This is a genomic window from Mesorhizobium sp. M0816 (assembly GCF_040320005.1).
In the GTDB taxonomy this organism is placed as follows: domain Bacteria; phylum Pseudomonadota; class Alphaproteobacteria; order Rhizobiales; family Rhizobiaceae; genus Mesorhizobium.
Map to the genome: position 1 here is coordinate 440,030 of NZ_JAMYOT010000002.1, position 23,337 is coordinate 463,366.

Genomic DNA, 23,337 nt, shown 5'->3' on the forward strand with positions numbered 1-23,337 from the left:
CTGGATCCCAACCCTGGGGAACCCAGCAGTGTCACATTGGCCTTAAGAAAGGTTTAGAGCAGCGGTTCTGGCTCTATTGGCATTCATTGGTGACGCAGCGGAAGCAGGGAAACTACAGTTCAGGTAAACAAGGCGTATCACAGCGCTGAATTATTCGGCGGCTTGAAGTTGCGGCCGCAGCGGCGCCGTCGAGAGGCGGTCGAGCAGACGCTGGCGTTCGCCGGCGGCTTTTTCGGCACTGGCCTGCTTGACGTGGCCAAAGCCGCGGATGAGCGCCGGCACCGAAACAAGCGCGGCAGCAACCTCGATCTTGCCCGGCGCCAGCGCGCCGGCGACAAGCTCCAGGTCGGCTTCATAGAGGGCAAGAAGCTGCCGCTCCATACGCCTCTCGGCGCTGTAGCCGAACAGGTCGAAAGCGGTGCCGCGCAGGCCCTTCATCGCCGCCAGCAGGCGGAACCCGTTCATCGTCCACGGGCCAAAGCTCGATTTCTTCGGCTTGCCGTCACTGCCGCGCCTGCCCATGATCGGCGGTGCGAGATGGAATTCAAGCTTGCCGTAGCTCTGGAACTGCTTTGCGATCTCTGCGGCAAAGGAGCCGTCCGTATAAAGCCGCGCCACCTCGTATTCGTCCTTGATCGCCATCAGCTTGAACAGGTTCTTTGCGGCAGCCTCGGTCACCACGGTCGACCCGGGCACAGCATTGGTTTCGGCCTTGCGCAGCGCCGCCAGTCTGTCGGCATAGCGCTTGCCATAGGCGGCGTTCTGATAGGCGGTCAGGAAGGCGACGCGGCGAGCAATGATATCGTCCAGCGTCTCGGCAATGGCGGCATGCTGCGTGGCCTTGCCCGGCTGGGCAAGAAGGCTGCGCACGAAATCCGGCTGGTGGGCGGCGCGGCGGCCCCAGCGAAATGCCGCGATATTCATCGCTATCGCCTCGCCGTTGAGCTCGATCGCCTTCTCGACCGCCTCCGCCGACAGCGGCAAGCCGCCGTGCTGGAAGGCGAAGCCGAGCATGAACATGTTGGCGCCAAGCGAGCTGCCGAACAGCGCGGTGGCGGTGCGGGTAGCGTCGAAGAAATGCGTCCTGTCGTCGCCCGCGGCCGTTCTTATCGCTTTCTTCAGCCGCTCGACGGGCAGCGAGAAATCGGCCGAACGGGCGAACTCGCCCGGCATGATCTCGGCAGTGTTGGCGAGGAAGATGGTATGGCCTTCGCGCACCGCGGCCAACACCTTCTTGGCACCCGAAACGACGAGATCGCAGCCGAGCACGAGATCGGCCTTGCCGGCCGATAGCCGAATGGCGTGGATGTCGTCCGGCGTGCGGGCGATGCGGACATGGGTGAACACCGAGCCGCCCTTCTGGGCGAGGCCGGCCATGTCGATCATGCCGCAGCCCTTGCCTTCCAAGTGCGCGGCCATGCCGAGCACCGCGCCTATTGTGACGACGCCGGTGCCGCCGACACCGTCGATGATCGCCGCCCAGCCTTGTTCACCGAGCGTAAATTGCGCCGGCGCCGGCACCCCCGCGAGCGGGTCGGCCGCGCCGGCTATGCCTTCGGCTTTCCTGATTTTGGCGCCGTGGACGGTGACGAAGGAGGGGCAGAAACCGTTGACGCACGAGAAGTCCTTGTTGCAACTCGACTGGTCGATCTTGCGCTTGCGGCCGAATTCGGTCTCGACCGGCTGGATCGAGACGCAATTCGACTGCACGCCGCAATCGCCGCAGCCTTCGCAGACCAGCTCGTTGATGAAGATACGCTTGTCGGGATCGGGGAAGGTGCCGCGCTTGCGGCGGCGACGCTTCTCGGCGGCGCAGGTCTGGTCGTAGAGCAGCACCGAGACGCCTTTGACCGAACGCAACTCGCGCTGGACGAGATCGAGGTCGTCGCGGTGATGGATGGTGGCGCCGGCGGGAAATTCCACCTTGCCGGTATATTTGTCCGGCTCGTCGGTGACGATGGCGATGCGCTCCACGCCCTCGGCGCGCACCTGCCTTGCGATCATGTCCACCGTCAGGCCGCCCTCGTGCGGTTGCCCGCCGGTCATCGCGACGGCGTCATTGTAGAGGATCTTGTAGGTGATGTTGGCGTCGGTCGACAGCGCGAAGCGGATCGCCAGCACACCCGAGTGGTTGTAAGTGCCATCGCCCAGATTCTGGAAGATGTGCTCGCGCTTCGAGAACGGCGCCTGGCCGACCCACTGCGCGCCCTCGCCGCCCATGGCGGTGAAGCCGACGGTGTTGCGGTCCATCCACAGCGCCATGAAATGACAGCCGATTCCGGCGGCGGCGAGCGAGCCGTCCGGCACCTTGGTCGAGGAATTGTGTGGGCAGCCGGAGCAGAAGAAGGGCGTGCGCGAGGCGATGTCTGACGTGTCGGCCAGCATCGCCTGGAACTGGCGCAACTTCGCCACCCGCGCGGCGATTTCTTCCGACGGGCCGATCGTTCGCAAAATCCTCTCGCCGAGCGCGATGGCAATATCGTTGGGGTCGAGCGCGCCCTTGGCCGGGAACAGCCAGTCGCCGCGCTCGTCCTTCTTGCCGACGATGATCGGCTGCGTCGCGGTGCCGTAAAGGTTCTCGCGCAGTTGCACCTCGATCAGCGAGCGTTTCTCCTCGACGACGACGATGGTATCGAGGCCGCGAGCAAAGTCGGCGATGTGCTGCAGGTCGAGCGGCCACGGGCAGCCGACCTTGAACAGCCTGATACCGATGCGACTGGCGGCCGCTTCGTCGATGCCGATATCCTCCAGCGCCTGGCGAACATCGAGATAACTCTTGCCGATGGTGACGATGCCAAGCTTGGCGCTGCTGCCGCCCGAATAGACGATCCGGTTCAGCCCATTGGCGTGGATGAAGGCCGAAGCGGCGGCGCGCTTGTGTTCATGCAGCCGCTCCTCCTGGCCGAGCATGTCGATCTCGTTACGGATATTGAGGCCGCCGGGCGGTATGTCGAAGTCCGGCACGATGATGTTCAGCCGTTCGAGCGCGGCATCGACCGAGGCCGTCGATTCGATGTTGTCCTTGACGCATTTGATCGCCGCCCAGGTGCCGGCAAAACGCGACATGGCAAAGCCGTAGAGGCCGTAGTCGATGATCTCCTGGACGCCGGCCGGATTAAGGATCGGCACCATGGTGTCGACGAACAGGAACTCGGTGGCATGCGCGTTGGTCGAGGATTCGGCCATGTGGTCGTCACCCATCAGGGCCAGCACGCCGCCATGTTTCGACGACCCGGCGAGATTGGCGTGGCGGAACACGTCGCCGGAGCGGTCGACGCCCGGACCCTTGCCGTACCAGACCGAAAAAACGCCGTCATGGGTACCCTCGCCCAGCAATTCGGCCTGCTGCGAGCCCCAGCAGGCGGTGGCGGCGAGCTCCTCGTTGAGACCGGGCTGGAAGACGATGTCCGACTGCGCGAGCTGGTTCCTGGCCTTCCACAGCTGCATGTCGAGGCCGCCGAGCGGCGAGCCGCGATAGCCGGAGACGAAACCGGCGGTGTTCAGGCCAGCCCGGCGGTCGCGCTCGCGCTGCATCAGAAGCATGCGGATGACTGCCTGGGCACCCGACAGGAAGATGCGCTCCTTTGCCAGGTCGAACTTGTCGTCGAGCGCGACATTGTGCAGCGTCATCAGGCATTTCCTGTGCGGAGGCCGCGCCTGGTGGTGCGCGGCCAACGTCGGAGTCGAGTGCCCACAGTCTTTCTTCCCTTGCCGGGGAGGTCAAACAAAATCGAAGGTGCCAGGCGGTCCGCAACAAACGATCCGTGCGCGGCCGTGTGGCGCCACGAAACGCCTGTCGGGGAGGATGGCCGAGCATGAAAAATTCCGGCGGCGGTCAGTGCCGCTGGTGATGCATCATGCAGCCTTTGGGCAACTGGGCTTCGGTTCACCGGGCAGCTTGCCGTCGACATGGCCGGCCAAGTCCTTGTTGAGCTCGTAGACTGGCCCGACCACCAGAGGCCGGTCGGGCAGGACCGACTGGTCGAGCGAGGACGTCAGAGTGGTCGCGAAACTCTGCAGCAACTTGCCGCTGGAATCCTCGATGCGGATCGACACCGCATAGGGCTTGTCCTTGACAACGCAGGTAAGCGGCGGGCTGGTGAGCGTCACATGCGGCAGCTTCGGCCATATTTTCTGGGTGACGATGATCGGATCACCACCGGCCGGGTTCTGGAAGGAGACCACAGCGACCTGCCCCTCACCCACCGGCCGCAGCGGATTGAGGGTGATGACATAGGTGGCGATACCCAGCCGGTAGTTGAACTCGAACAGCTTCCCGGAAATGGCGAACAGCTGGTCCTTGCCGGAATCACGGCAGGCGCCGAGCGCGGCCGCCGCGAACAACGCCGCGACGACAATCATCGCGCGTGAGAATCTTCTAGACATTGGTGACCTCCCTGGCCGCGGTCCGGCGGCGATAGTGTCGGTTTGCCTTCTGGCGGTTGCCGCACACCGCCATGTCGCACCAGAGGCGGCTGGAATTGCGGCTTTTGTCGACAAACAGCCAGCTGCAGTTCGGACATATCCGCAGCCTGGCGATGGTGTCGCTACGCAGCAGCGACAGCGCCGAGACCGCGAGCGCCGCCTCGAAGGCGATCGGCGTTGCCGGATCACCGAACGGTTTTCCAGGCGTGCCGATTTCGGTGTGGCCATGGGCGAGGCCGTCGGCGCAGGCTTCCAGGAATTCAGGCATATCGGCGGTGTCGATCGCACCTTTCGATACCGCGCCGCGAAACAGCCGATCGGTCGTCTCGCGAATCGACAGCACCACCGGTGCGATCTTTTCAGGCGCCGGCGCTACGAGCCGCCTGCCGCCGAGCTCGGCGGCGCGAAAGGCACTCGCCGCTTCGGCAAAGCGGGCGATCTCGGCCGGATCGTCGAAACGGTCGAAAGTTTTCTCCGGATCGTTCCGCAAAACGACGGTGTTCGCCGTATCGAGCGCCAGCATGCCACCGGTAAAGCGGTGCGGAGTCCAGGATACTGTCATATGGCGAATCTAACTGATAACTCGCGTTTGACAAGTTAGATTCCGGGTGCAACGCTCGTCACTGAGGCGATCGCCGTACTGAGAATATCGTTCGTCCCAAACCTCTGCCCCGATTGCGGGGCATGCATAGAGGGTCTTGCATGCTCTATTTCTTCCAGCAGGTTCTGAACGGGCTGCATTCGGGCGCGCTCTACGCATTGCTTGCCTTCGGCTACGTGCTGACCAACGGCATCCTGCACCGTACCAATCTTGCCTATGGCGCGCTGTTCGCCTTTTGCGGGCATACGATGATCCTCACCGCGGCGTTCGGCTATCAGGCGCTGTGGCTGACGCTGTTTGCATCGGTCGCGCTCGGCGTAGCTGCGGCATTCCTTTATGCGGCGCTGCTCAGCCATGTCCTGTCGCGAAGTATCTTCGAACCGCTGGCCGACCGCTCGCCCAACGCCATCGTGGTGACGACGCTCGGCATATTGCTGGTCTTGTCGGAAGCCAGCCGCATCGCCGCCGATACCCATGACCTATGGTTGCCGCCAATGCTGGCCCAGACCATCGTCTTCGCGCAGAATGCCAGCTTCAAGGCGACGTTGACGCTGATCCAATTGCTCGATTGCGCCGCCGTACTGGCGGCCATAGCGCTGGCTGCTTGGGGCTTCGCATATTCGAGCTTCGGCCGGAGCTGGCGCGCCGTATCCGACGATCCCAAGGCGGCTGCGATGTGCGGCGTCGATGTCCGTGCGGTGTTTCGGCGTGCGGTGCTTTTCGGCGGCCTTTGCGCGGCACTGGCTGGCGTGCTCGCCGCCTTCTACTACGGTAACATCAGCTTCGGCACAGGGTTGGTCTACGGGTTGAAAATCCTGTTCGTGACCGCAGTGGGCGGCTATCTTTCGCCTTTGCGGGCGGCACTGGGCGCCGCCGCTTTCGGCATGGCCGAATCGCTATGGGCCGGCTATTTTCCGCTCGAATGGCGGGACGGCTGGATGTACCTGTTCCTCGTCGCCATGCTTGTGCTGATCGGCGCCGGCCGCGACCAACAGAAGATCGCCTGAGCCGCACCCGACTTTGCTTGGGTGAAAGCGCCGCATGTCCTTGGACATGCAAAGGATGCGGCAGCATTTTGCCGCCCGTCATCTCACAACTGTGTTTATGCGGGCTGTCCCGTGTTGACCCGCCGGACCACGCACTGCATACCGTTGGTCCACAGCGACGCGACGGACAGGGAACCGCCGCGCTCTGACACAAGGGAGGAATGCATGGCAGGGCTTCTCGCTCTTTCCAGAACCATTGACCGTTTGAACGAATTCATCGGCAAATGGGTTTCGTGGCTGATCCTGCTGGCGATCCTGGTAAGCGCCGCCAACGCCGTCATCCGCAAGGTGTTCGACATGTCCTCGAACGCCTGGCTGGAATTGCAATGGTATCTGTTCGGCGCCGCCTTCATGCTGGCCGCCGCCTACACGCTGAAGCAGAACGACCATATCCGCATCGATATCGTCTACGGCATGTTCTCGCGCCGCGTGCAGCACTGGATCGACCTTTTCGGTCACGTCTTCTTCCTGATGCCGTTCGTGACGTTGATGGTGGTCTATTTCGTTCCCTATGTGTCGCTGTCGTATCGCAGCGGGGAGATGTCGAACAATTCCGGCGGGCTGATCATCTGGCCGGCGAAGGCGATCCTGCTGGTCGGCTTTTTTCTGCTCGCGCTGCAGGGCATTTCAGAAATCATCAAGAAAATCGCCATCATGCGCGGTCAGATGGACGATCCCACTCCGTTCATATCGGTGCATGAGCAGGCCGAGCTAGAAGCCAAGGCGCTCGTCGAAGAGGTGCGCTCGTGATCGAGTTCATCGCCCAGAACATGGCGCCGATCATGTTCGCCTCGCTGGTCGTCTTCCTGCTGATCGGCTATCCCGTCGCCTTCTCGCTCGCCGCCAACGGCCTGATGTTCTTCTTCATCGGCGTGCTTCTGTCGCCCTATTCGGGCGGCTCGATCAATCTCGCCTGGCCGTTGCTGCACGCGTTGCCGGATAATTTCTATGGCAGCCGGGTGATGTCGAACGATACGCTGCTGGCGATCCCGTTCTTCACCTTCATGGGCATCGTGCTCGAACGATCCGGCATGGCCGAAGACCTGCTCGACACGATCGGCCAGTTGTTCGGACCTGTCCGTGGTGGCCTCGCCTATGCCGTGATTTTCGTCGGCGCGCTGCTCGCCGCGACGACCGGCGTGGTGGCGGCCTCCGTCATTGCCATGGGTCTGATTTCGCTGCCGATCATGCTGCGCTACGGCTACGACCGGCGGCTGGCATCCGGCGTCATTGCCGCGTCCGGGACGCTCGCCCAGATCATCCCGCCGTCACTGGTGCTGATCGTCCTGGCCGACCAGCTCGGCCGCTCGGTCGGCGATATGTATAAGGGAGCGCTGATCCCCGGGCTCATTTTGACCGGCATCTACATGCTCTACATTCTGCTCATGTCGATCTTCCGGCCGAAGTCGATGCCGGCCCTGCCGCTGGAGGCCCGCACGCTCGGCCACGGCGTGCTGTCGCTGCTGGCGGCGCTGCTGGCGGCGGTGGTGGTTTCCTATGCGGCGTATCGCTACCTTGCGCCGAACCATGGCGGCAACGCCGATATCCTCGGCGCCACCATCGGCGTCATCTTCATCTATGTCGTGGCGATCGTCGACCAGCGCCTGAAGATCAGCCTGATGTCCAGACTGGCACAGCAGGTGATCATCGTGCTGATCCCGCCGCTGGCGCTGATCTTCCTGGTGCTGGGCACCATCTTCCTTGGCATCGCCACGCCGACGGAAGGCGGCGCCATGGGCGCCGTCGGCGCGCTGGCAATGGCGGCGATGAAGGGGCGGCTGTCGCTCGACGTGGTCAAGCAGGCGCTGGCCTCGACGACCAGGCTGTCGTCCTTCGTTCTGTTCATCCTGATCGGCGCGCGGGTGTTCTCGCTGACCTTCTACGGCGTCAATGGCCACATCTGGGTCGAGCACCTGTTGACGTCGCTGCCGGGCGGTGAAGTCGGTTTCCTGATTGGCGTCAACATCCTCGTCTTCGTGCTCGCCTTCTTCCTCGACTTTTTCGAGCTTGCCTTCATCATCGTGCCGCTTTTGGCGCCAGCGGCTGACAAACTCGGCATCGACCTGATCTGGTTTGGCGTGCTTTTGGGCGTCAACATGCAGACCTCCTTCATGCATCCGCCCTTCGGTTTCGCGCTGTTTTATCTGCGCTCGGTCGCCGCGCGCGTGCCCTATCTCGACCGACTCACCGGCAAGCAGATCGCGCCCGTCACCACAGGGCAGATCTATTGGGGCGCAGTGCCCTTCGTCTGCATCCAGGTGATCATGATCGGCCTGACCATCGCCTTCCCGCAGATGGTGATGCACTACAAAGGCACTGTCGTCGATCCTGGCACCATCAACTACCAGGTGCCGGAAACGCCTGGCATCGGCTTGTCGCCGCTTGGCACGCCGCCGGCCAACGGCGGCACTGCCCCGGCCTCACCTTCCACACCGGATTTGTCGCAGCCGCCGAGCTTCGACGAAAAGCCGCCCGCGAAACCGGCGGCGCCGGCGATCGATCTGTCGCAACCACCGAGTTTCAACTGAGGAAGGCCCGGCAGCCATGAAGGCGGTTCGGTTGGGCCGAGTGGGCAGCCTCGCCGTGTGCGAGGCCGAGAAACCGACCGCCGGGCCGAACGATCTGCTGGTGCGCATCGAGGCGTGCGGCGTCTGCGGCACCGACAGGCATCTTTTCCATGGTGAATTCCCGTGCACGCCGCCGGTGACGCTCGGGCATGAATTCTCCGGCATCGTCGAGGGGGTCGGACCTGGCGTATCCGGCTTTTCCGTCGGCGACCGCGTCACCGGCGATCCCAACATTGCCTGTGGCCGATGCGAGCATTGTCAGGCCGGCCGGGTCAATCTCTGCGGCAATCTACGCGCCATCGGCATCCATTGCGATGGCGGCTTTGCCGAATATCTTGTCCTGCCACAGAAACAGGCCTTCGTCTTGCCAGGCGATCTGAAGCCTACGCATGGTGCTTTCTGCGAGCCGCTCGGCTGCTGCCTGCATGGCGTGGACCTTGCCGCGATCAAACCAGGCTCGTCGGTCGCGGTGCTCGGCGGCGGCGTGATCGGCCTGCTCACCGTTCAGCTGGCAAAGCTCGCCGGTGCGACGACCATTATCTTGTCGACCCGTCAGGCCTCGCGGCGGGCTCTTGCCGAGCAATTTGGCGCAACGGCGACGCTCGATCCCAGCGCCTTCGATGTCATCGATGCGATCGTCGGCCGGTCGGGTTTGATGCCGGGCGGCGTCGACGTGGTGTTCGAATGCGCCGGCGTGAAAGACACTGTTGAGCAGGCGATGCGGCTGGCCAAAGCGGGCGGCACCGTCGTCGTCGTCGGCGTGATGCCGCAAGGCATGAAAGTGGCGTTCGAACCGTTCGATCTCCTATTCCGTGAGTTGAAGGTCCTGGGTTCCTTCCTCAACCCCTTTACCCATCGCCGGGCCGCCGATCTTATCGCCTCGGGGGCGATCGAAGTAGATCGGCTGATATCACGACAAGTCAGCCTCGACGAGGCGGTGGCGATCATTGCCAACCCGCCGGCGCCAGGTGAGGTCAAAGTCCTGGTAGTGCCTCAGAGCTGATCCATCGGGCCAGTTGCCACCGCCAGGCTTCGCGGTTCTGCGTCGCATCGATGGCTTCATCCTCAATCTGATAAAGCCGGGCTGATGAAGCCGGGGAAAGGCGACCCCGCCACCTATGCCGACGCCGGCCTACAACCGGGTGAGGTCCAGCAACTGATGCGTGGCCGCATCAAGTCGACAGTGTTCGATTGCCATGCTCCGGGCGGGAATACCGGTGGAAGTCAGTGCGTCCGAGGCTGACAGGAAGGAACACGGGGCGTGCTCAGGGTTCTTTGACAAGAACCACGTCTTCCTGGAGCGGAATGCATTCAAATAAAACCGGGCATCCGCTTTGTTTTAGCCCATTCTGCGACGCCGAGTGGAGCCACTCGGCGTCGCAGAATGTTCTAGAGCTTGCTGTTGCGCTGCTGGACCATCATGAAGGTGTCATAGTTGTACTCGGCCACCTGCGCCCAGAGATAATGCTCCTTGCGGAACGCCTTGATCGAATCCCAGATCTTCTTGAACGGCGCGTTCGAGGCTTCCATCTCGGCATAGACTTCGTTGGCCTTTTCGAAACAGGCGGCCATGATCTCCTGGCTGAACGGGCTCAACTTGGCACCGCCGGCAACCAGCCGCTTAACCGCCGCCGGATTGAGATAGTCGTATTTCTGCAGCATGTTGGCGTCGGCCGCTTGAGCGGCAGTATGCACCAGCGACTTGTAAGCCGGCGAAAGTTCGTCGTATTTCGCCTTGTTGAACATCAGATGGACAGTCGGTCCACCTTCCCACCAGCCGGGATAGTAGTAATAGGGCGCAACCTTGTAGAAGCCGAGCTTCTCGTCGTCATAGGGGCCGACCCATTCGGCGGCATCGATCGTGCCTTTTTCCAGCGCCGGATAAATGTCGCCACCGGCGATCTGCTGAGGAACCACGCCGAGCCTTTGCACCACTTTGCCGGCAAAACCACCGATACGCATCTTGAGGCCGGAAAGGTCGGCGACCGTTTTGATCTCCTTGCGGAACCAGCCGCCCATCTGCACGCCGGTATTGCCGCCCGGCAGCCCAAACAGACCCTGCGTCGCCAGGAACTCGTTGAACAGATCGATGCCGCCACCATGATAGTGCCAGGCGTTTATGCCGCGCGCGTTGAGCGAAAACGGAACCGCCGCTCCCAGCGCCCAGGTCGGGTCCTTGCCCCAGTAATAGTATGCCACCGTGTGGCAGGCCTCGACGGTGCCGGCAGTGGTGGCATCGGCGGCCTGCAGGCCGGGAACGAGTTCGCCGGCGGCGAAGACCTGGACCTGGAAGTTGCCGTCGGTCGCCTCCGACAGCATCTTGGAAAACACTTCGGCGCCACCATAGATCGTATCGAGCGACTTCGGGAAGGACGACGCCAGCCGCCAGGTCACTTTCGGATTGGACTGAGCGATGGCCGGGGCGGCAAGTGTCGCGGCAGCGGCCGCGGCGCCAACGCCGGCGGTGCCGGCCTTGCGGATGAACGAACGACGATCCATGAAGTTCCTCCCTTTTGGATCCACTGACCGACATTCGGGACACTTCGGCGCCCGGATCGGCTTCGAGCCGACAATACACAGGCAAGGAGTCGAGTCCAGCACGGCAGCCCGGTTTGAGCGGCGCATTTCGGGGAAATTCACGGCGTTGGGGCAGATCTTGCAACTATAGTCTAAGGTCGATTAACTGGCCTACGCGACACGCCGAAACTTGCCATGGAAATGCGCCTTCGGATCGCCTATTTTGCAGGCAGATAATTCGTTGCACCCGATGGGATCCGGACCAATGCACCAGCCGCTCGTCGCAATATCGACCGACGTCCGCCAGTTCGACAATTACACCTGGCATGCCACGCCACAGCAATATCTTGAAGCGGCGCTTTCGGGTGCAGGCGTGTTCCCGCTGCTGGTACCATCCTTCGGCGACCGGCTCGACTTCGACGAACTGCTTTCCGCCGTCGACGGCGTCATGGTCACCGGTTCCAAATCGAACGTCCATCCCTCGCTCTATGGCGGTGACGCCAGCGAAGCCAATGGTCCTTACGACTCCGCCCGCGACGCGACGACGTTGCCGCTGATCCGCCGGGCGGTGGAGCGCGGGGTGCCATTGCTCGCCATCTGCCGCGGCATCCAGGAGATGAATGTGGCGCTGGGTGGCACGCTGGCCACCGAAATCCAGGAACGCGCCGGTTCGCTCGATCATCGTGCGCCGGCAAGCGACAAACAGGACGAACGCTTCGCCATCCGCCAGAGCGTGTCAATAAAACCCGGCAGCTGCCTGGCCGGGGTCTTCGGCGCCGGCGACATCATGGTCAATTCGGTGCATCGCCAGGCCATCGACCGGCTTGGCCCAAAGTTGCAGGTCGAAGCGGTCGCCGCCGACGGCACTGTCGAGGCGGTTTCGGTGCGCGATGCACGGGCTTTCGCCGTCGGCGTCCAGTGGCATCCCGAATACTGGGTCAAATCGGACAGTATCTCGGTAAAGATATTTCGCGCATTCGGCGATGCGGTGCGCCTGCATCAGGCGGCGAAATCGGGTGCGCGCGCAGCCGCGGAATAGGTCAATCGCAGAGGTCACCCGACGCTGACGTTGCACTCGGCCGGCCAACAGAAGGCGCTCAATAAACCGCCGACAGCAGAAACTGCCGGTGGCACAGTTCATAGGGCAGCTGTCTCGTTTTGCGGGAACATGGCGCGACGTGTTTCGGTATCGAGCTCCGTCTTGAAGGCATGCTTCGCCTTCATATCCAAGGCGCGCTGGACAGCAGGGCGCTTGGTCACTTCATTCATGAAGTGCATGACATTGGGATAGTCGCCAAGACCTTTGGCGCCGAATACATATCCGGCGGAGGCGGCCCAACCCCAAAGTGCCATGTCTGCGATCGTGTACTCGTCGCCTGCCAGATATCGGGCCTCCCCGAGGCGACGGTCCAGAACCGCGTAGTGGCGCTCAAGCTCCTTCACGTAACGATTTTTCGCATAGGCGATATCTTCCGGCGCATAGTGAAGGAAGTGGATCGCCTGGCCGGAAAACGGCGACAGGCCCGTTGCCACGAACTGCAGCCATGACAGCATGACAGCCCTGTTCTTCAGTTCGGCGGGAATGAATTTTCCGTGCTTCTCGGCGAGGTAGAGGAGGATGGCATGAGAGTCGAATATCGTCACATCCCCGTCCACCATCGCCGGAACCTTGCCGTTTGGATTGACCTCCCTGAATTCCGGCGTGTGCTGTTCGCCCTTGAAGATATCGACCGGCGAGATGTCGAAGGGCAATTCCAGTTCTTGCAGCAGCACCGCCACCTTCATGGAATTCGGCGTGGCATGAAAATATAAATTGAGCATTTTTTCTGTCTCATCGTTGAACATCTGCCCAGTCAACCCAATTGGCCGTCTGCCGATGTTGGAATCAGAACATGCTGGCTTGCGCACCAACGCGCCAATCGATCTCGCGGATTGGTGGCATCGAGCCCGTTCATGGCAGGTCGGGCGATGGGATGGATTTGGATTTCAGCAAGCGCCAAACCCATGAACACTATCGATCGGTCTCATCATGAAAGGCGATTTCTCGAGGGGCGCGCGGGGTTCTAGAGCGGTGACATCAACCGATCGAAAGGAACCAATCATGATCTCTCGCTCTCTAATGGCTGGCGTCGCCGCTATAGCTTTTTTCAATCTTGTATCGCCATCGATGGCCGACAGCACGGCTCATGGAATTTCGTTTACCTCCGACCAGAGTTATCCGGAAAGCATTACGTGGTCGGCCAAGCAGGACACCTTCATGGTCGGCTCGGTGCGTCATGGCCTGGTTGGCAAGGTCGACGAAGCCGGGAAGTACACGGTGTTCGTCCACGACGCGAAACTGATTTCCACCGCGGGCCTGCTCGTCGACGACAAGCGCAATACGCTCTGGGTGACGAACTCCGATCCGGGCGTCGGCGATCGCACCAATGCGGCGAGCCAGGGCAAGCTTGCGGGCGTGGCCACATATGATGCCACGACCGGCCAGCCTCTTGCCTATCATGACCTCGGCAGCCTCAGCGAAGGCACGCATTTTGCCAATGATATCGCGCTCGACGCCGGCGGAAACGCTTATGTGACCGACAGCTTTGCCCCGATCGTCTACCGGATCGATACAGCGGGCAAGGCGACGATCTTTGCGCAGGACCCGCGCTTCAAGGATGGCGGTGGCTTCAACCTGAATGGCATCGCCTGGCACAAGGACGGCTATCTGCTCGTGGGCAAATACAATACGGGTGAGCTGTTTCGGGTCAGCATCGCCGACCCCAGCGAGGTCGAGCTAGTGAAACTGCCCGAGGCCCTGACGGGTGCCGACGGCATTCAGCTGATCGATGACCAGCATCTCGTCGTCGTGCAGAACCTTGGCGTCGATCGCACCGTCGAACTGGTTTCCACCGACGGGTGGACATCGGCAACGATCGTCCAGCAGGAGCGCAGCGTCATGTCGATGCCAACGGCCGCGGCGATCATGGGCGACGTCATCTACGTGCTGAACTCGCGGCTCGATACGCTGTTCGATCCCGCTGCCGACAAGGTCGGCGATTACCTGCTTCAGAAGTTCTGATTGCGCGACATGTGGTGGCCGGAACGGTTGCGTGGCGTCCGGCCGCTACTCTTCGTGACTATTACGAGCGCTCTGCATCACCAGTTTGCGCAGCCATATGTGGGCCGGGTCACTCCGCATCCGCGGGTGCCAGAACAGGTTCATGGCGAACGGCGAGAGCTCCAAGGGGGCTTCGAACAGATCGAGGACCTCAGCGAAGCGCTTCAGAAAGCGCCGGGGCAGGGTGCAGATCAGATCGCTGTTCGCTAGAACGAGCGGGGCCAGGGCGTAGCTCTGGATGGAGACCGTGACGTTGCGCTCGCGGCCAATCTCGGCAAGCGCGTCGTCGATCATTCCTGCAAAGTGCCCGCCGCTCGTCGAAATGAGCAGATGGTCGAGGGCACAGAATTCGTCCAGGGTAATTGGTCCCTTGCCGCGTGGATGGCCGGGCCGCTGGGCCGTGACGAATTCCTCTTCGAACAGTTTTTGTCCGATCAGACCACCCGAACCGTCTTCTGCGGCTCCGATGAAGAGATCGACGTCGCCTTGCTCCAGGTGCTCCACGATCCTCGGCTTGTTGGGCACCGTAAAGGCGACCTTTGCGTTGGGAGCTTGGGATTTAAACTGCGGAATGAGGTCCGGAGCCAAGATTGCCGCCGGATTGTCCGTTGCGGCAATGCGATAGACACGTTTGCTTGTCGCAGGGTCGAACAGATGGGCAGTATTCACGAAATCGCTCAACCGTTCGAGCAGCCGCGTGAGCTCGGCCTCAAGTGCCAAGGCGTGAGGCGTCGGGGTCATCCCCCGTCCGGACGCCGCGGTGGTGAAGAGTGGGTCGTTCAACAACTGACGCAGCCGCATCAGGCGGGCCGACAAGGCAGATTGGGTGATGTTCAATCCCGTCGCTGCGTGGGTGACGTTCTGGTGCTTCAATAGCGCGTCGAGTGTCAGCAGCAAGCCGATGTCGAACTCCGATAGTTGTTTAGTCAATGGGACCTCGCAACAGCAGGCGCTATTCAACCGGAGCGATCTTTAGCACGGCTCCCCAGTTTGACGGGCATGCGGTCGCAGTCAACTTGCGATGGCCTCTAGCCGGTCCTGTCATTAGCTGTTTCTAACATCCGGCGGCTTGTTCTGCTCATGGTCTGGCCGCTAGCGATAGCAGCGGCAGCGCCGGCGCGTAGGATTCATAGCCATCGCCGTCGGCAACCGCGAACGTGACGATCGGATCGCTGCCATTGGCGCTGAGGGACACCGTGCCGTCCTCCTGCTCACGCCAGAATTTCGCCCGCTCGATGCCGGGCAGAAGCCGACGGCAATTCGAAGCGACGGTCAGCAGCGACAGGCCGGCCGAGACTTCGGCGCCGCGCCTGACCGCGCAATCCGCCTCGTCGCCGTTGGCGGTCAGCCGATAATTGCTGGAAGGCACTGCCTCATTGGCCGCACGGCTTTCGCCGGTGCCGCCGTGAAACAGCTGAAAGCCGCCGAAAAGCGCCGCTGCCACAATCAATGCAGGAAGCGTTTTCATCCTGTTTCTCCGCATCCTAGAAGCGCATCGCGTCTAAAGAGGCTCACGCGGCGCTTCAAATCCTGCTCTCCTGCATGTTGCCCAAAACCGCTGCGCAGTTCAGGTTACATGCCTAACGAAGTATGCAGAATGTTTCCAAAGCGTTAAGCCGGCGTTAATAAATGTGGCGGACCGCAGCTTAAACTCGCGCTTCAACGTCTGCCGTCTCCGGCACCGGCGTCAGCGCCTTTCGCTGCGAAAACCACGAGACCAGATTGTCGACGCACAGGTCCGCCATGGCGCGGCGGGTGTGCTGCGAGGCTGAGCCGACATGCGGCAAAAGCGAGGTGTTGGGCGCGGCAAGCAACGCCGCTGGCACATTCGGCTCGTCGGCAAAGACGTCTAGCCCGGCAGCGGCGATGCTGCCGCTGGCAAGTGCGGCGGCAAGGGCTGGTTCGTCGACCGTGCTGCCCCGGCCGATGTTGACAAAGACGCCGTTCGGCCCAAGAGCCGAGAGAATTTCGGCATTGACGGCCTTTTCCGTCGAAGCCCCGCCGGGCGCCACCGAGATCAGTGTGTCGACCGCCTCGGCGAGACCTTTCAGCGTCGGGTGATAGTCATAGGACAGGCCTTCGACGCGGCGCCGGTTGTGATAGGCAATGGGCAGCCCAAAAGCGTCGAGCCGGCGGGCAATGGCGAGGCCGATGCGGCCCATGCCAAAGATACCGACATGGCGCCCGCGCAAGGTCAGCCGGCTCAGCGGATAGTTGCCGTTGCGCAGCCAGCTTCCGTGGCGTAGCCAGGCCTCGGCGCGCGGCAGTTCGCGGATGGTATTGATCAACAGGCCGAGCGCCGTATCGGCGACCTCTTCGGTCAGCACATCCGGTGTGTTGGTGACCATGATGCCGCGCTGTGCGGCGTGGCGGACATCGACCGAATCATAGCCGACGCCGAAATTGGCGATAATCTCGAGCTTTGGCAGCGCGTCCATTAACGCGGCGCTTATGCCGCCAAAGGCGGCTATGCCGCGCACCGTAAGGCGCATCTCGTCGGTGACCAGCGACGGATCGGCGCGTTCGATCCGGACGCGGCTGAACACCCCGTCGATGCGGCCGACCGCATGATCGTTGAACTGGCCCGGCACCAGAATGGCGACAGCTTGCTGTTTGGTTTTTGTCATGCACGTTCCACCGGTTTGCCGGTCGACTGGCGCACATGCAGTTCCGGCTTGATCAGTTCCTGCGACGGCCGCACCGTCTGTCCGTTGAGTTTGTCGAGCAGCGCGCTGGCGGCGCGGCGGCCAACCTCGCGCTGGCCGTTCCAGACGGTGGTTAGCGCAGGCGTCGCGATCGCCGCCTCCTCGAGGTCGTCATAGCCGGTAACGGAGATGTCGATGCCCGGCACCAGACCAGCGCGCGCGATGCCGTTCATCAGGCCGATGGCGACGAGGTCATTCCAGCAGCAGGCCGCGGTCGGCCTGTCCTTCAGCGCCAGGAACTGCCCGGCAGCCTCGAAGCCGGCCTGCTTGGTGCGCGGGCCGGCGATGCGCCAGGACGGCCTGACCTCAAGCCCTGCCGCCTCCATGGCGTTGACATATCCCTGATAGCGGTCGCGGCCGGTCGAGGTCTGGTCGGTACCGCCGATCATTGCGATGCGCTTGTGGCCAAGCGAGATCAGATGATTGGTAGCAAGCCCGGTGCCATAGGCATCGTCGCCGCGAAACACCGGCACGTCGGCACCTTCGACGGTGCGTGCAATCAGCACTGCCGGGAGACCGTTCTCCTCGGCCATGATTATGTCTTCGGGCGGCGTGCCGATGGCCGGCGACATGATGACGCCGTCGGCGCCGAGTTGCAGAAGCGTGTCGATGAAGGTGCGTTGTTTCTCGAGCTGGTCGTAGTGGTTCGACAGGATGAAGGTTTGCCGGCTGCGGTCGAGTTCGCTCTCGATCGAACGCAATATCTCGGCAAAGAACGGGTTCATGATGTCATGGACGACGACGCCGACAATACCCGAGCGCGAGGTGCGCAGGCTGGCGGCGCGGCGGTTGTAGATATAGCCGATGGCGCGGGCATGTTCCTTGATGCGATCGCGGGTGCCGCCGGCGACCAGCGGGCTGTCGCGCAAGGCCAGCGAGACCGTGGCCGTGGACACGCCGAGCGCATCCGCGATGGTGGAAAGCTTGATCTTCTGTGCCAGCGGCCTGCGCTCCCGAAGCAATTTAAACTGTTTAAAGGCCGGCTCTTATGCCATCGATCCCGCGCAAATCAAAGTTTTTTTGCCAGCGCTTCCGCCTCCGCGTCCAGCGTCGCGCGGTTGCGCAAGCGAAGCCGGTGCTCGCGGTGAACGATGTAGAGGCCGCTGGCGACGATGACTGTGGCACCGACCAGCGTCCAGCGATCGGGAAACTGGTTGAAGACGATCAGGCCGGAGATGATCATCCAGATCATCTGCGAATAGGGATAGGGAGCCAGGGCCGTGGTGGTGGCAAGGCGATAGGCCTGCACAAGAAGCCAATGACCGATGGCGCCGAAGACGCCAAGCATCAGCAATATGAACCAGTGCCAGCCATCCTGCGGCAGCGAAGGCGAAAACGGCAGTGTCGGCAGCAGCAGCACGGCCGGCGCCAGCGCCGAAAACAGGATGAGGCTTTCCGAGGTTTCCGTAGCCGACATGCGGCGCGTCATGATGACGTAGAAACTGTTCGATAGCATCGAGCCGAGCGCAAAGAGATGGCCGACGCCAAAAACCCCGATGCCCGGCCGGGTGATGATGAGGACGCCGACAAAGCCGCTCATGATCGCCAGCCAACGCCGCCAGCCGGCCCATTCCCCTAGCAACGGACCGGCAAGCGCGGTGATCACCATCGGGCCGAAGAAGTAGATCGAGGTGGTTTCCGCCAGCTGCAGCGTCCGCAGCGCGAGAATGTTGCATATCGTCGATCCGAACAGGAGCAGACCGCGCGTGAGATGCGCCGGCAGGTTGGCGGGACGAAAGCGCAGCGGCTCACGCCATCCGTGCAGAAAGACGCCGACGATCAGCACATGGACCGCGAAGCGGGTCCAGGCGACGATCAGCGCCGAGACGCCGGCCAGCACAAGGTACTTGCTGCTGGTGTCGAGGAAGGTGAAAAACACATAGACGGAAAGCATGCACAGGATCGCCGCCGGCGATGTCGCGCTTTCGTCTTGTCTTGGGGGAGCATTCAATTTCAGGCCGGACGGGAAGCAAGGCGGTCCCTCACCAATGCGGCAATTGTCGCCTGCGGGCAAGCCAAAACAGTCTGGCACAACGACAGCCGCCGACAGGCTCAGTTTGTTTCCCAGTGGCCGACCTAGTGGCCGACGACTCAGGCGTGCATGCGGGCGCCCTTGGTGATCTTGTCGACGAGCTTCTTTTCGGCGCGAAGCGCGATGCCGACCACCTTGGCATCCTCCGGCGCAAATTCGGCAAAGACGGCGCGGTTGGCCAGATCATACCCGGTCGAAAACATATCCTCGACATAGAGCGAAACCGTCACACCACGCTCCAGCGCCCGCCGCTGGATCGCGCCGAGCGTCTGGCCGTCCGCCGAAAGCACGATGACCGGCTGGATCGACAGCGGGTTGTAGATATTGCCGGCGCGATCACGGTAGGGGTGGCCGATAATGTCGGGAAATTGCGCGACGATGCCGCTGGTCAGAAAGGCGGTGACATTGAGCTTTTGCCAGACGGGAAGATCATCCTTGAGCACGATTGCAAATTTCGTATCGAACATGCGACAGTTTCCAATCCGAAAAGGGGGCCAATCCGAGGCTGCGAGTGAAGCGATGGCGCACGATCTAGACCGGGAAGCCTTTCAGGGTCTTGGACGTTTGTGCGTGGATGCAGCCGAGAACTGCATCGTACCGGCACCCGGTGCTGCCGGGATGGAACGCATTGAGGCCCGGTTCCACGGCAATGCCTTCGATCTCCATCGCCACGACACCTATGCGATCGGGGTGACGCTTTATGGCGTGCAGCGCTTCCGCTATCGCGGCCAAACGCATCAGAGCCTGCCTGGCCAGATCATTATCCTTCATCCCGACGAACTGCACGATGGCGGTGCCGGCACCGAAGACGGCTTGCGATACAGAATGCTCTATTTGGAGCCGTCCCTGATGCTCGATTGTCTCGGCGGCGGATCACTACCATTCGTCGGGAATGCCGTGGTGACAGACCGCGATCTCCGGGCGACGCTGCTTTCGGCGCTCGGGCCGTTGAATCAGGAACTGGACGAGCTGTTTGTCGTCGATTTCATGACGCAGCTTATGCAAAGCTTGGCCCGGCACGCCGGTCAGCCGACGAAACCGGTAGCGAAAACTGCGTGGCGCGCCGCCAGCCTGGCGCGCGACTATCTGGAGGAAAATGTCGCGCGGATCGTACGTTCGGATGAATTGGAGGCGATAACCGGATTGGACCGTTATGCCCTGTCGCGGCATTTCCGCGCCACCTTCTCCACCAGCCCGCACCGGTTCCTGTTGATGCGCCGGCTTCAACGAGCCCGTCGGATGATCGAAGCCGACGAGCCACTGGCGCAAATCGCCATCGCAGCCGGCTTCAGTGACCAAAGCCATTTCAATCGGCATTTCAAAAAGGCGTTCGGCGTCACACCGGGACGCTGGTCGGCACTGACGCGACGGCCGTCAGCGGCGAACGCGTGACCTTATTCAAGCATCTTGTCCTCGATATCCAGTTCGTCATCTGGGAGCACCATTTCGCCGTTCGACAGGTTCGCCTCGACGCGGGCAAGCAGCTTGAACAGCGCTTTCTGATCCTTCTTGTCGAGACCCTTCAATGCCTGCTTTTCGGTCTTCTTCACCGACTTCTCGATGGCGTGGATGATTTCGCGGCCGGTGTCGGTGAGGAAAATATGCGCCTGGCGGGCATCGGCGGACGAGGCCCGCTTCTCCAGAAAGCCCTGCGCCTGCAGCCGGTTGATGGTCTTGGTGATGGTCGGCGGACGCACGCCGAGGCGGCCGGCAAGGTTGCCGGGCGTCTGCCCGTCCTCGCGGTCGAGCGCCAGCATGATCTGGTCCTGGCCGGCATAGAAACCATGCGCCAGAAGCCGGGCGGCGAGCGCCGTGCGCGCCAGCCGCGCCGCCGAATGCAGCCGGCTCATTGTTGCAGTCTTGTCCGCCTTGGCCATGCTCATCCCTCCTCGGCCGAACCGGAGCGGACAGCATAGAAGCAGGCCGCCGATTGGCAATGACGATCGAAAACATTCCGGCTCGGAAAATAGCTTTGCCGGCAAGCTTCGCGGTGTTCGCCGTGGCTAATGCCAGATGTTTATTTCAGTTAGATGACAAACGACTTTCCGCAATGGCTGGATGGGGACGTGACGAGGTGTCCTCAACCGGCTTTCACCGCGACCACCATCAACGCCTGATAGGCGTCCGCCATTTCCCGCAGCGCTGCCTGCGACAGCGGCCCGGCCTGCCGCGCAATGCCGTCCCGCGCGTTCGATGTATCGCGTTTGCCGGGGCGATCTTTATAAGGCGCGACGGTGGCGAATATCTGCTCGCTGAGGCTGTCGGGGAAGAACATCTGGCCGGTCATCACCGAGCGGTCGTCGGGGAAGATCTTGAAATGGATGTGGGTGGTGCGGCCGCGATACCAGCCGGGATAGATGGTGGCGAAAGAAGCGATGCCGCTTTCATCGGTTCTCTGCCAGCCGCGGAGAAAGCTCTGGCCGGACGTGTCGATATCCTGCCCGTCGCCCTGTCCGGGATAGCCGGAATAGCTGCCTTGGGCGTCGCAATGCCAGATATCGACGCGTGCGCCGGGAAGCGGCTGGCAGGCGGCGTCGACGATTTGCAGCCGCACATTGAGGCCGATGCCCTTCTTGCCCTCGGTGATATCGGCGCGTTCGAGCTTCGGGTCGAAATAGAACGGCCCTTCGGTGACCTCGGGCGTGATGGCGCAGACGCCGGCACCGGCTTCGAACAAAGCAAGCCCGGCATAGGGCGAAACCTGCCCGGCCCTTGCACCGGCGGGCAGGAATATGCCGCCAGCGGTAACCGCAACGAGACCGAGCGCCTGCCGACGGCTTAGTGGCAACGACTTGTCGGACATCTGGCGCCTCTTCAACGCGAACAGCTCCGCAAATGACCCCGCCTATCTAGGGCCCGCTGTCAGGCGGCGCCAATGAAAGTTCGGTAATGTGAGGAAAGTTCGGCAATACCAGCCCCTCTTTGGCCCACCGGTTTGCCTCGTGCAAAAGCCGAGCACACATCCTATATGGAGCCGACAATCCCTATTCGAGGCACAATATGAGCGACGCACAGACGCAGATCCCCGTAACCGTCCTCACCGGCTATCTCGGCGCCGGCAAGACGACACTGCTCAACCGCATCCTTTCGGAAAACCATGGCAAGCGCTACGCCGTCATCGTCAATGAATTCGGCGAGATCGGCATCGACAACGAGCTGATCGTGGAATCCGACGAGGAAATCTACGAGATGAACAATGGCTGCGTCTGCTGCACCGTGCGCGGCGACCTGATCCGCGTCGTCGAAGGCCTGATGCGCAGGCCTGGCCGCTTCGACGCCATCCTCGTCGAGACCACAGGCCTCGCCGATCCCGTGCCGGTGGCGCAGACCTTCTTCATGGACGACGACGTGCGTTCCAAGACCAGGCTCGATGCGGTGGTGGCGCTGGTCGACGCCAAGCACCTGCCGCTGCGTCTGAAGGATTCCCGCGAGGCCGAGGACCAGATCGCCTTTGCCGATGTCGTCGTACTCAACAAGACCGATCTCGTCACCCCCGAAGAGCTGAGCAAGGTGGAGGCGACGATCCGCGCCATCAACCCGGCGGCACGAATCCATCGCACCACACGCGCCAGCGTGGCGCTGTCCGAGGTGCTCGATCGCGGTGCGTTCGACCTGTCCCGGGCGCTGGAGAACGATCCGCACTTCCTCGAGGCGCATGACGATCACGACCATCATGATCATGATCATGACCACCATCACCATGATCACGACGGCCATGATCACCACGATCATGACGGGCATCATCATGCGCACCCTTCCGACATCCATGACGTGACTGTGCAGTCGGTGTCGCTGCGCGGCAGCGAGATGGACCCGAAAAAGTTCTTCCCGTGGATCGAGAAGGTCACCCAGATGGAAGGCCCGAACATCCTGCGGCTGAAAGGGATCATTGCGCTGAAAGGCGATGACGAGCGCTATGTCATCCAGGGTGTGCACATGATCATCGAGGGCGACCACCAGCGCGCCTGGAAGGACGACGAGAAGCACGAGAGCCGGCTGGTGTTCATCGGCCGCGAACTCGACGCCGAGCGACTGAAGACAAGCTTCGAGGCCTGCCAGGCGGCTTGATTTCCGGACTTTATAGCGCTAGCGCTGCCCTTCTCTCCTTCTCCCTTGTGGGAGAAGGTGGCCGAGCGAAAGCTCGGTCGGATGAGGGGTGTTCCAGCTTGGCAAGGACGGCACTCCGTCCAGCACCCCTCTTCCGTCTTGGCGCTGCGCGCCAATCCACCTTCTCCCACAAGGAGACCTTTGCACAGAAGCCGATTGGTGATTCTGTGATGATGGTCGAAGCAGGGAGATTCGGGATGGCGGATCGTGTTCTGGGTCAGTTGAGTCTGGCGGACG

21 protein-coding genes are annotated in these 23,337 nt (G+C 62.1%); 8 read left to right on the forward strand and 13 right to left on the reverse strand.

The annotated features are described in order from the left end of the window. Positions 1–150 precede the first annotated feature (150 nt). From NKI17_RS04220 to NKI17_RS04230, 3 genes are all read right to left on the reverse strand, one after another. Positions 151–3,630 (reverse strand): indolepyruvate ferredoxin oxidoreductase family protein, encoded by a 3,480-nt coding sequence (locus NKI17_RS04220; protein WP_352905432.1) that lies wholly within the window; start codon positions 3,628–3,630, stop codon positions 151–153. Between the two features lie 225 nt (positions 3,631–3,855). Beyond that, positions 3,856–4,386: a hypothetical protein gene (locus NKI17_RS04225; protein WP_352452209.1), complete on the reverse strand. Its 531-nt coding sequence runs from the start codon at positions 4,384–4,386 to the stop codon at positions 3,856–3,858. Further along, positions 4,379–4,987 (reverse strand): CGNR zinc finger domain-containing protein, encoded by a 609-nt coding sequence (locus NKI17_RS04230; RefSeq protein ID WP_023676254.1) that lies wholly within the window; start codon positions 4,985–4,987, stop codon positions 4,379–4,381. Before NKI17_RS04230 ends, NKI17_RS04225 begins: the two co-directional genes overlap by 8 nt. Before the next feature lie 140 nt (positions 4,988–5,127). Between NKI17_RS04230 and NKI17_RS04235 the strand changes: the two genes are divergently transcribed. The 4 genes from NKI17_RS04235 (at position 5,128) to NKI17_RS04250 (ending at position 9,642) form a co-directional block, all read left to right on the forward strand. After that, positions 5,128–6,033, forward strand: a complete 906-nt coding sequence (locus NKI17_RS04235; protein ID WP_023676253.1) for a branched-chain amino acid ABC transporter permease — start codon at positions 5,128–5,130, stop codon at positions 6,031–6,033. A 204-nt stretch (positions 6,034–6,237) separates the two neighbouring features. After that, on the forward strand, positions 6,238–6,822 hold the full coding sequence (locus NKI17_RS04240; RefSeq protein ID WP_023676252.1) for a TRAP transporter small permease subunit: 585 nt from the start codon (positions 6,238–6,240) through the stop codon (positions 6,820–6,822). After that, positions 6,822–8,600: a TRAP transporter large permease gene (locus NKI17_RS04245; protein ID WP_352620745.1), complete on the forward strand. Its 1,779-nt coding sequence runs from the start codon at positions 6,822–6,824 to the stop codon at positions 8,598–8,600. Before NKI17_RS04240 ends, NKI17_RS04245 begins: the two co-directional genes overlap by 1 nt. Positions 8,601–8,616: 16 nt before the next feature. Continuing rightward, complete coding sequence (locus NKI17_RS04250; RefSeq protein ID WP_352905433.1) at positions 8,617–9,642, forward strand: zinc-dependent alcohol dehydrogenase family protein; 1,026 nt, start codon at positions 8,617–8,619, stop codon at positions 9,640–9,642. Between the two features lie 386 nt (positions 9,643–10,028). Here NKI17_RS04250 and NKI17_RS04255 read toward each other — a convergent pair whose 3' ends face one another. Continuing rightward, positions 10,029–11,138 carry a TRAP transporter substrate-binding protein gene (locus tag NKI17_RS04255; protein ID WP_352492671.1) on the reverse strand — a complete coding sequence of 370 codons (1,110 nt, stop codon included), beginning with the start codon at positions 11,136–11,138 and terminating at the stop codon, positions 10,029–10,031. A 283-nt stretch (positions 11,139–11,421) separates the two neighbouring features. Here NKI17_RS04255 and NKI17_RS04260 point away from each other — a divergent pair, with 283 nt between their 5' ends. After that, positions 11,422–12,195 (forward strand): gamma-glutamyl-gamma-aminobutyrate hydrolase family protein, encoded by a 774-nt coding sequence (locus NKI17_RS04260; protein WP_352578570.1) that lies wholly within the window; start codon positions 11,422–11,424, stop codon positions 12,193–12,195. Between the two features lie 98 nt (positions 12,196–12,293). On the opposite strand, the gene NKI17_RS04265 is transcribed toward NKI17_RS04260, so the two are convergent. After that, positions 12,294–13,001 carry a glutathione S-transferase family protein gene (locus NKI17_RS04265; protein WP_352578569.1) on the reverse strand — a complete coding sequence of 236 codons (708 nt, stop codon included), beginning with the start codon at positions 12,999–13,001 and terminating at the stop codon, positions 12,294–12,296. Between the two features lie 256 nt (positions 13,002–13,257). On the opposite strand from NKI17_RS04265, the gene NKI17_RS04270 reads away from it, so the two are divergent. Continuing rightward, positions 13,258–14,217, forward strand: a complete 960-nt coding sequence (locus NKI17_RS04270) for a hypothetical protein (protein WP_352578568.1) — start codon at positions 13,258–13,260, stop codon at positions 14,215–14,217. A gap of 45 nt (positions 14,218–14,262) precedes the next feature. On the opposite strand, the gene NKI17_RS04275 is transcribed toward NKI17_RS04270, so the two are convergent. The 6 genes from NKI17_RS04275 to NKI17_RS04300 form a co-directional block, all read right to left on the reverse strand. Next, on the reverse strand, positions 14,263–15,186 hold the full coding sequence (locus tag NKI17_RS04275) for a LysR substrate-binding domain-containing protein (RefSeq protein WP_352578567.1): 924 nt from the start codon (positions 15,184–15,186) through the stop codon (positions 14,263–14,265). 148 nt (positions 15,187–15,334) lie between these two features. Then, a complete protein-coding gene (locus NKI17_RS04280; RefSeq protein WP_352578566.1) occupies positions 15,335–15,724 on the reverse strand; it encodes a hypothetical protein in 390 nt (129 codons plus the stop codon). A 178-nt stretch (positions 15,725–15,902) separates the two neighbouring features. Next, entirely contained in the window at positions 15,903–16,883 is a 981-nt protein-coding gene (locus tag NKI17_RS04285) for a 2-hydroxyacid dehydrogenase (protein WP_352905434.1), read from the reverse strand. Next, positions 16,880–17,902 (reverse strand): LacI family DNA-binding transcriptional regulator, encoded by a 1,023-nt coding sequence (locus tag NKI17_RS04290; protein WP_023676245.1) that lies wholly within the window; start codon positions 17,900–17,902, stop codon positions 16,880–16,882. The genes NKI17_RS04285 and NKI17_RS04290 overlap by 4 nt, the downstream gene beginning before the upstream one ends. 68 nt (positions 17,903–17,970) lie before the next feature. Beyond that, the gene (locus tag NKI17_RS04295; protein ID WP_352620714.1) at positions 17,971–18,855 is read right to left on the reverse strand and encodes a DMT family transporter; all 885 of its coding nucleotides are present in this window, start codon (positions 18,853–18,855) and stop codon (positions 17,971–17,973) included. A 197-nt stretch (positions 18,856–19,052) separates the two neighbouring features. Further along, positions 19,053–19,460, reverse strand: a complete 408-nt coding sequence (locus NKI17_RS04300) for a DUF2000 family protein (protein WP_352620712.1) — start codon at positions 19,458–19,460, stop codon at positions 19,053–19,055. Positions 19,461–19,512: 52 nt separating this feature from the next. On the opposite strand from NKI17_RS04300, the gene NKI17_RS04305 reads away from it, so the two are divergent. Further along, on the forward strand, positions 19,513–20,385 hold the full coding sequence (locus NKI17_RS04305; RefSeq protein WP_023676242.1) for an AraC family transcriptional regulator: 873 nt from the start codon (positions 19,513–19,515) through the stop codon (positions 20,383–20,385). 2 nt (positions 20,386–20,387) lie between these two features. Here NKI17_RS04305 and NKI17_RS04310 read toward each other — a convergent pair whose 3' ends face one another. Together NKI17_RS04310 and NKI17_RS04315 are read right to left on the reverse strand one after the other, a co-directional pair. Beyond that, positions 20,388–20,870: a MarR family winged helix-turn-helix transcriptional regulator gene (locus NKI17_RS04310; RefSeq protein ID WP_254816029.1), complete on the reverse strand. Its 483-nt coding sequence runs from the start codon at positions 20,868–20,870 to the stop codon at positions 20,388–20,390. A gap of 203 nt (positions 20,871–21,073) precedes the next feature. After that, on the reverse strand, positions 21,074–21,796 hold the full coding sequence (locus NKI17_RS04315) for an intradiol ring-cleavage dioxygenase (RefSeq protein ID WP_352620710.1): 723 nt from the start codon (positions 21,794–21,796) through the stop codon (positions 21,074–21,076). 197 nt (positions 21,797–21,993) lie between these two features. Between NKI17_RS04315 and NKI17_RS04320 the strand changes: the two genes are divergently transcribed. Next, positions 21,994–23,061, forward strand: a complete 1,068-nt coding sequence (locus tag NKI17_RS04320; RefSeq protein ID WP_352620708.1) for a CobW family GTP-binding protein — start codon at positions 21,994–21,996, stop codon at positions 23,059–23,061. Positions 23,062–23,337: the final 276 nt, after the last annotated feature.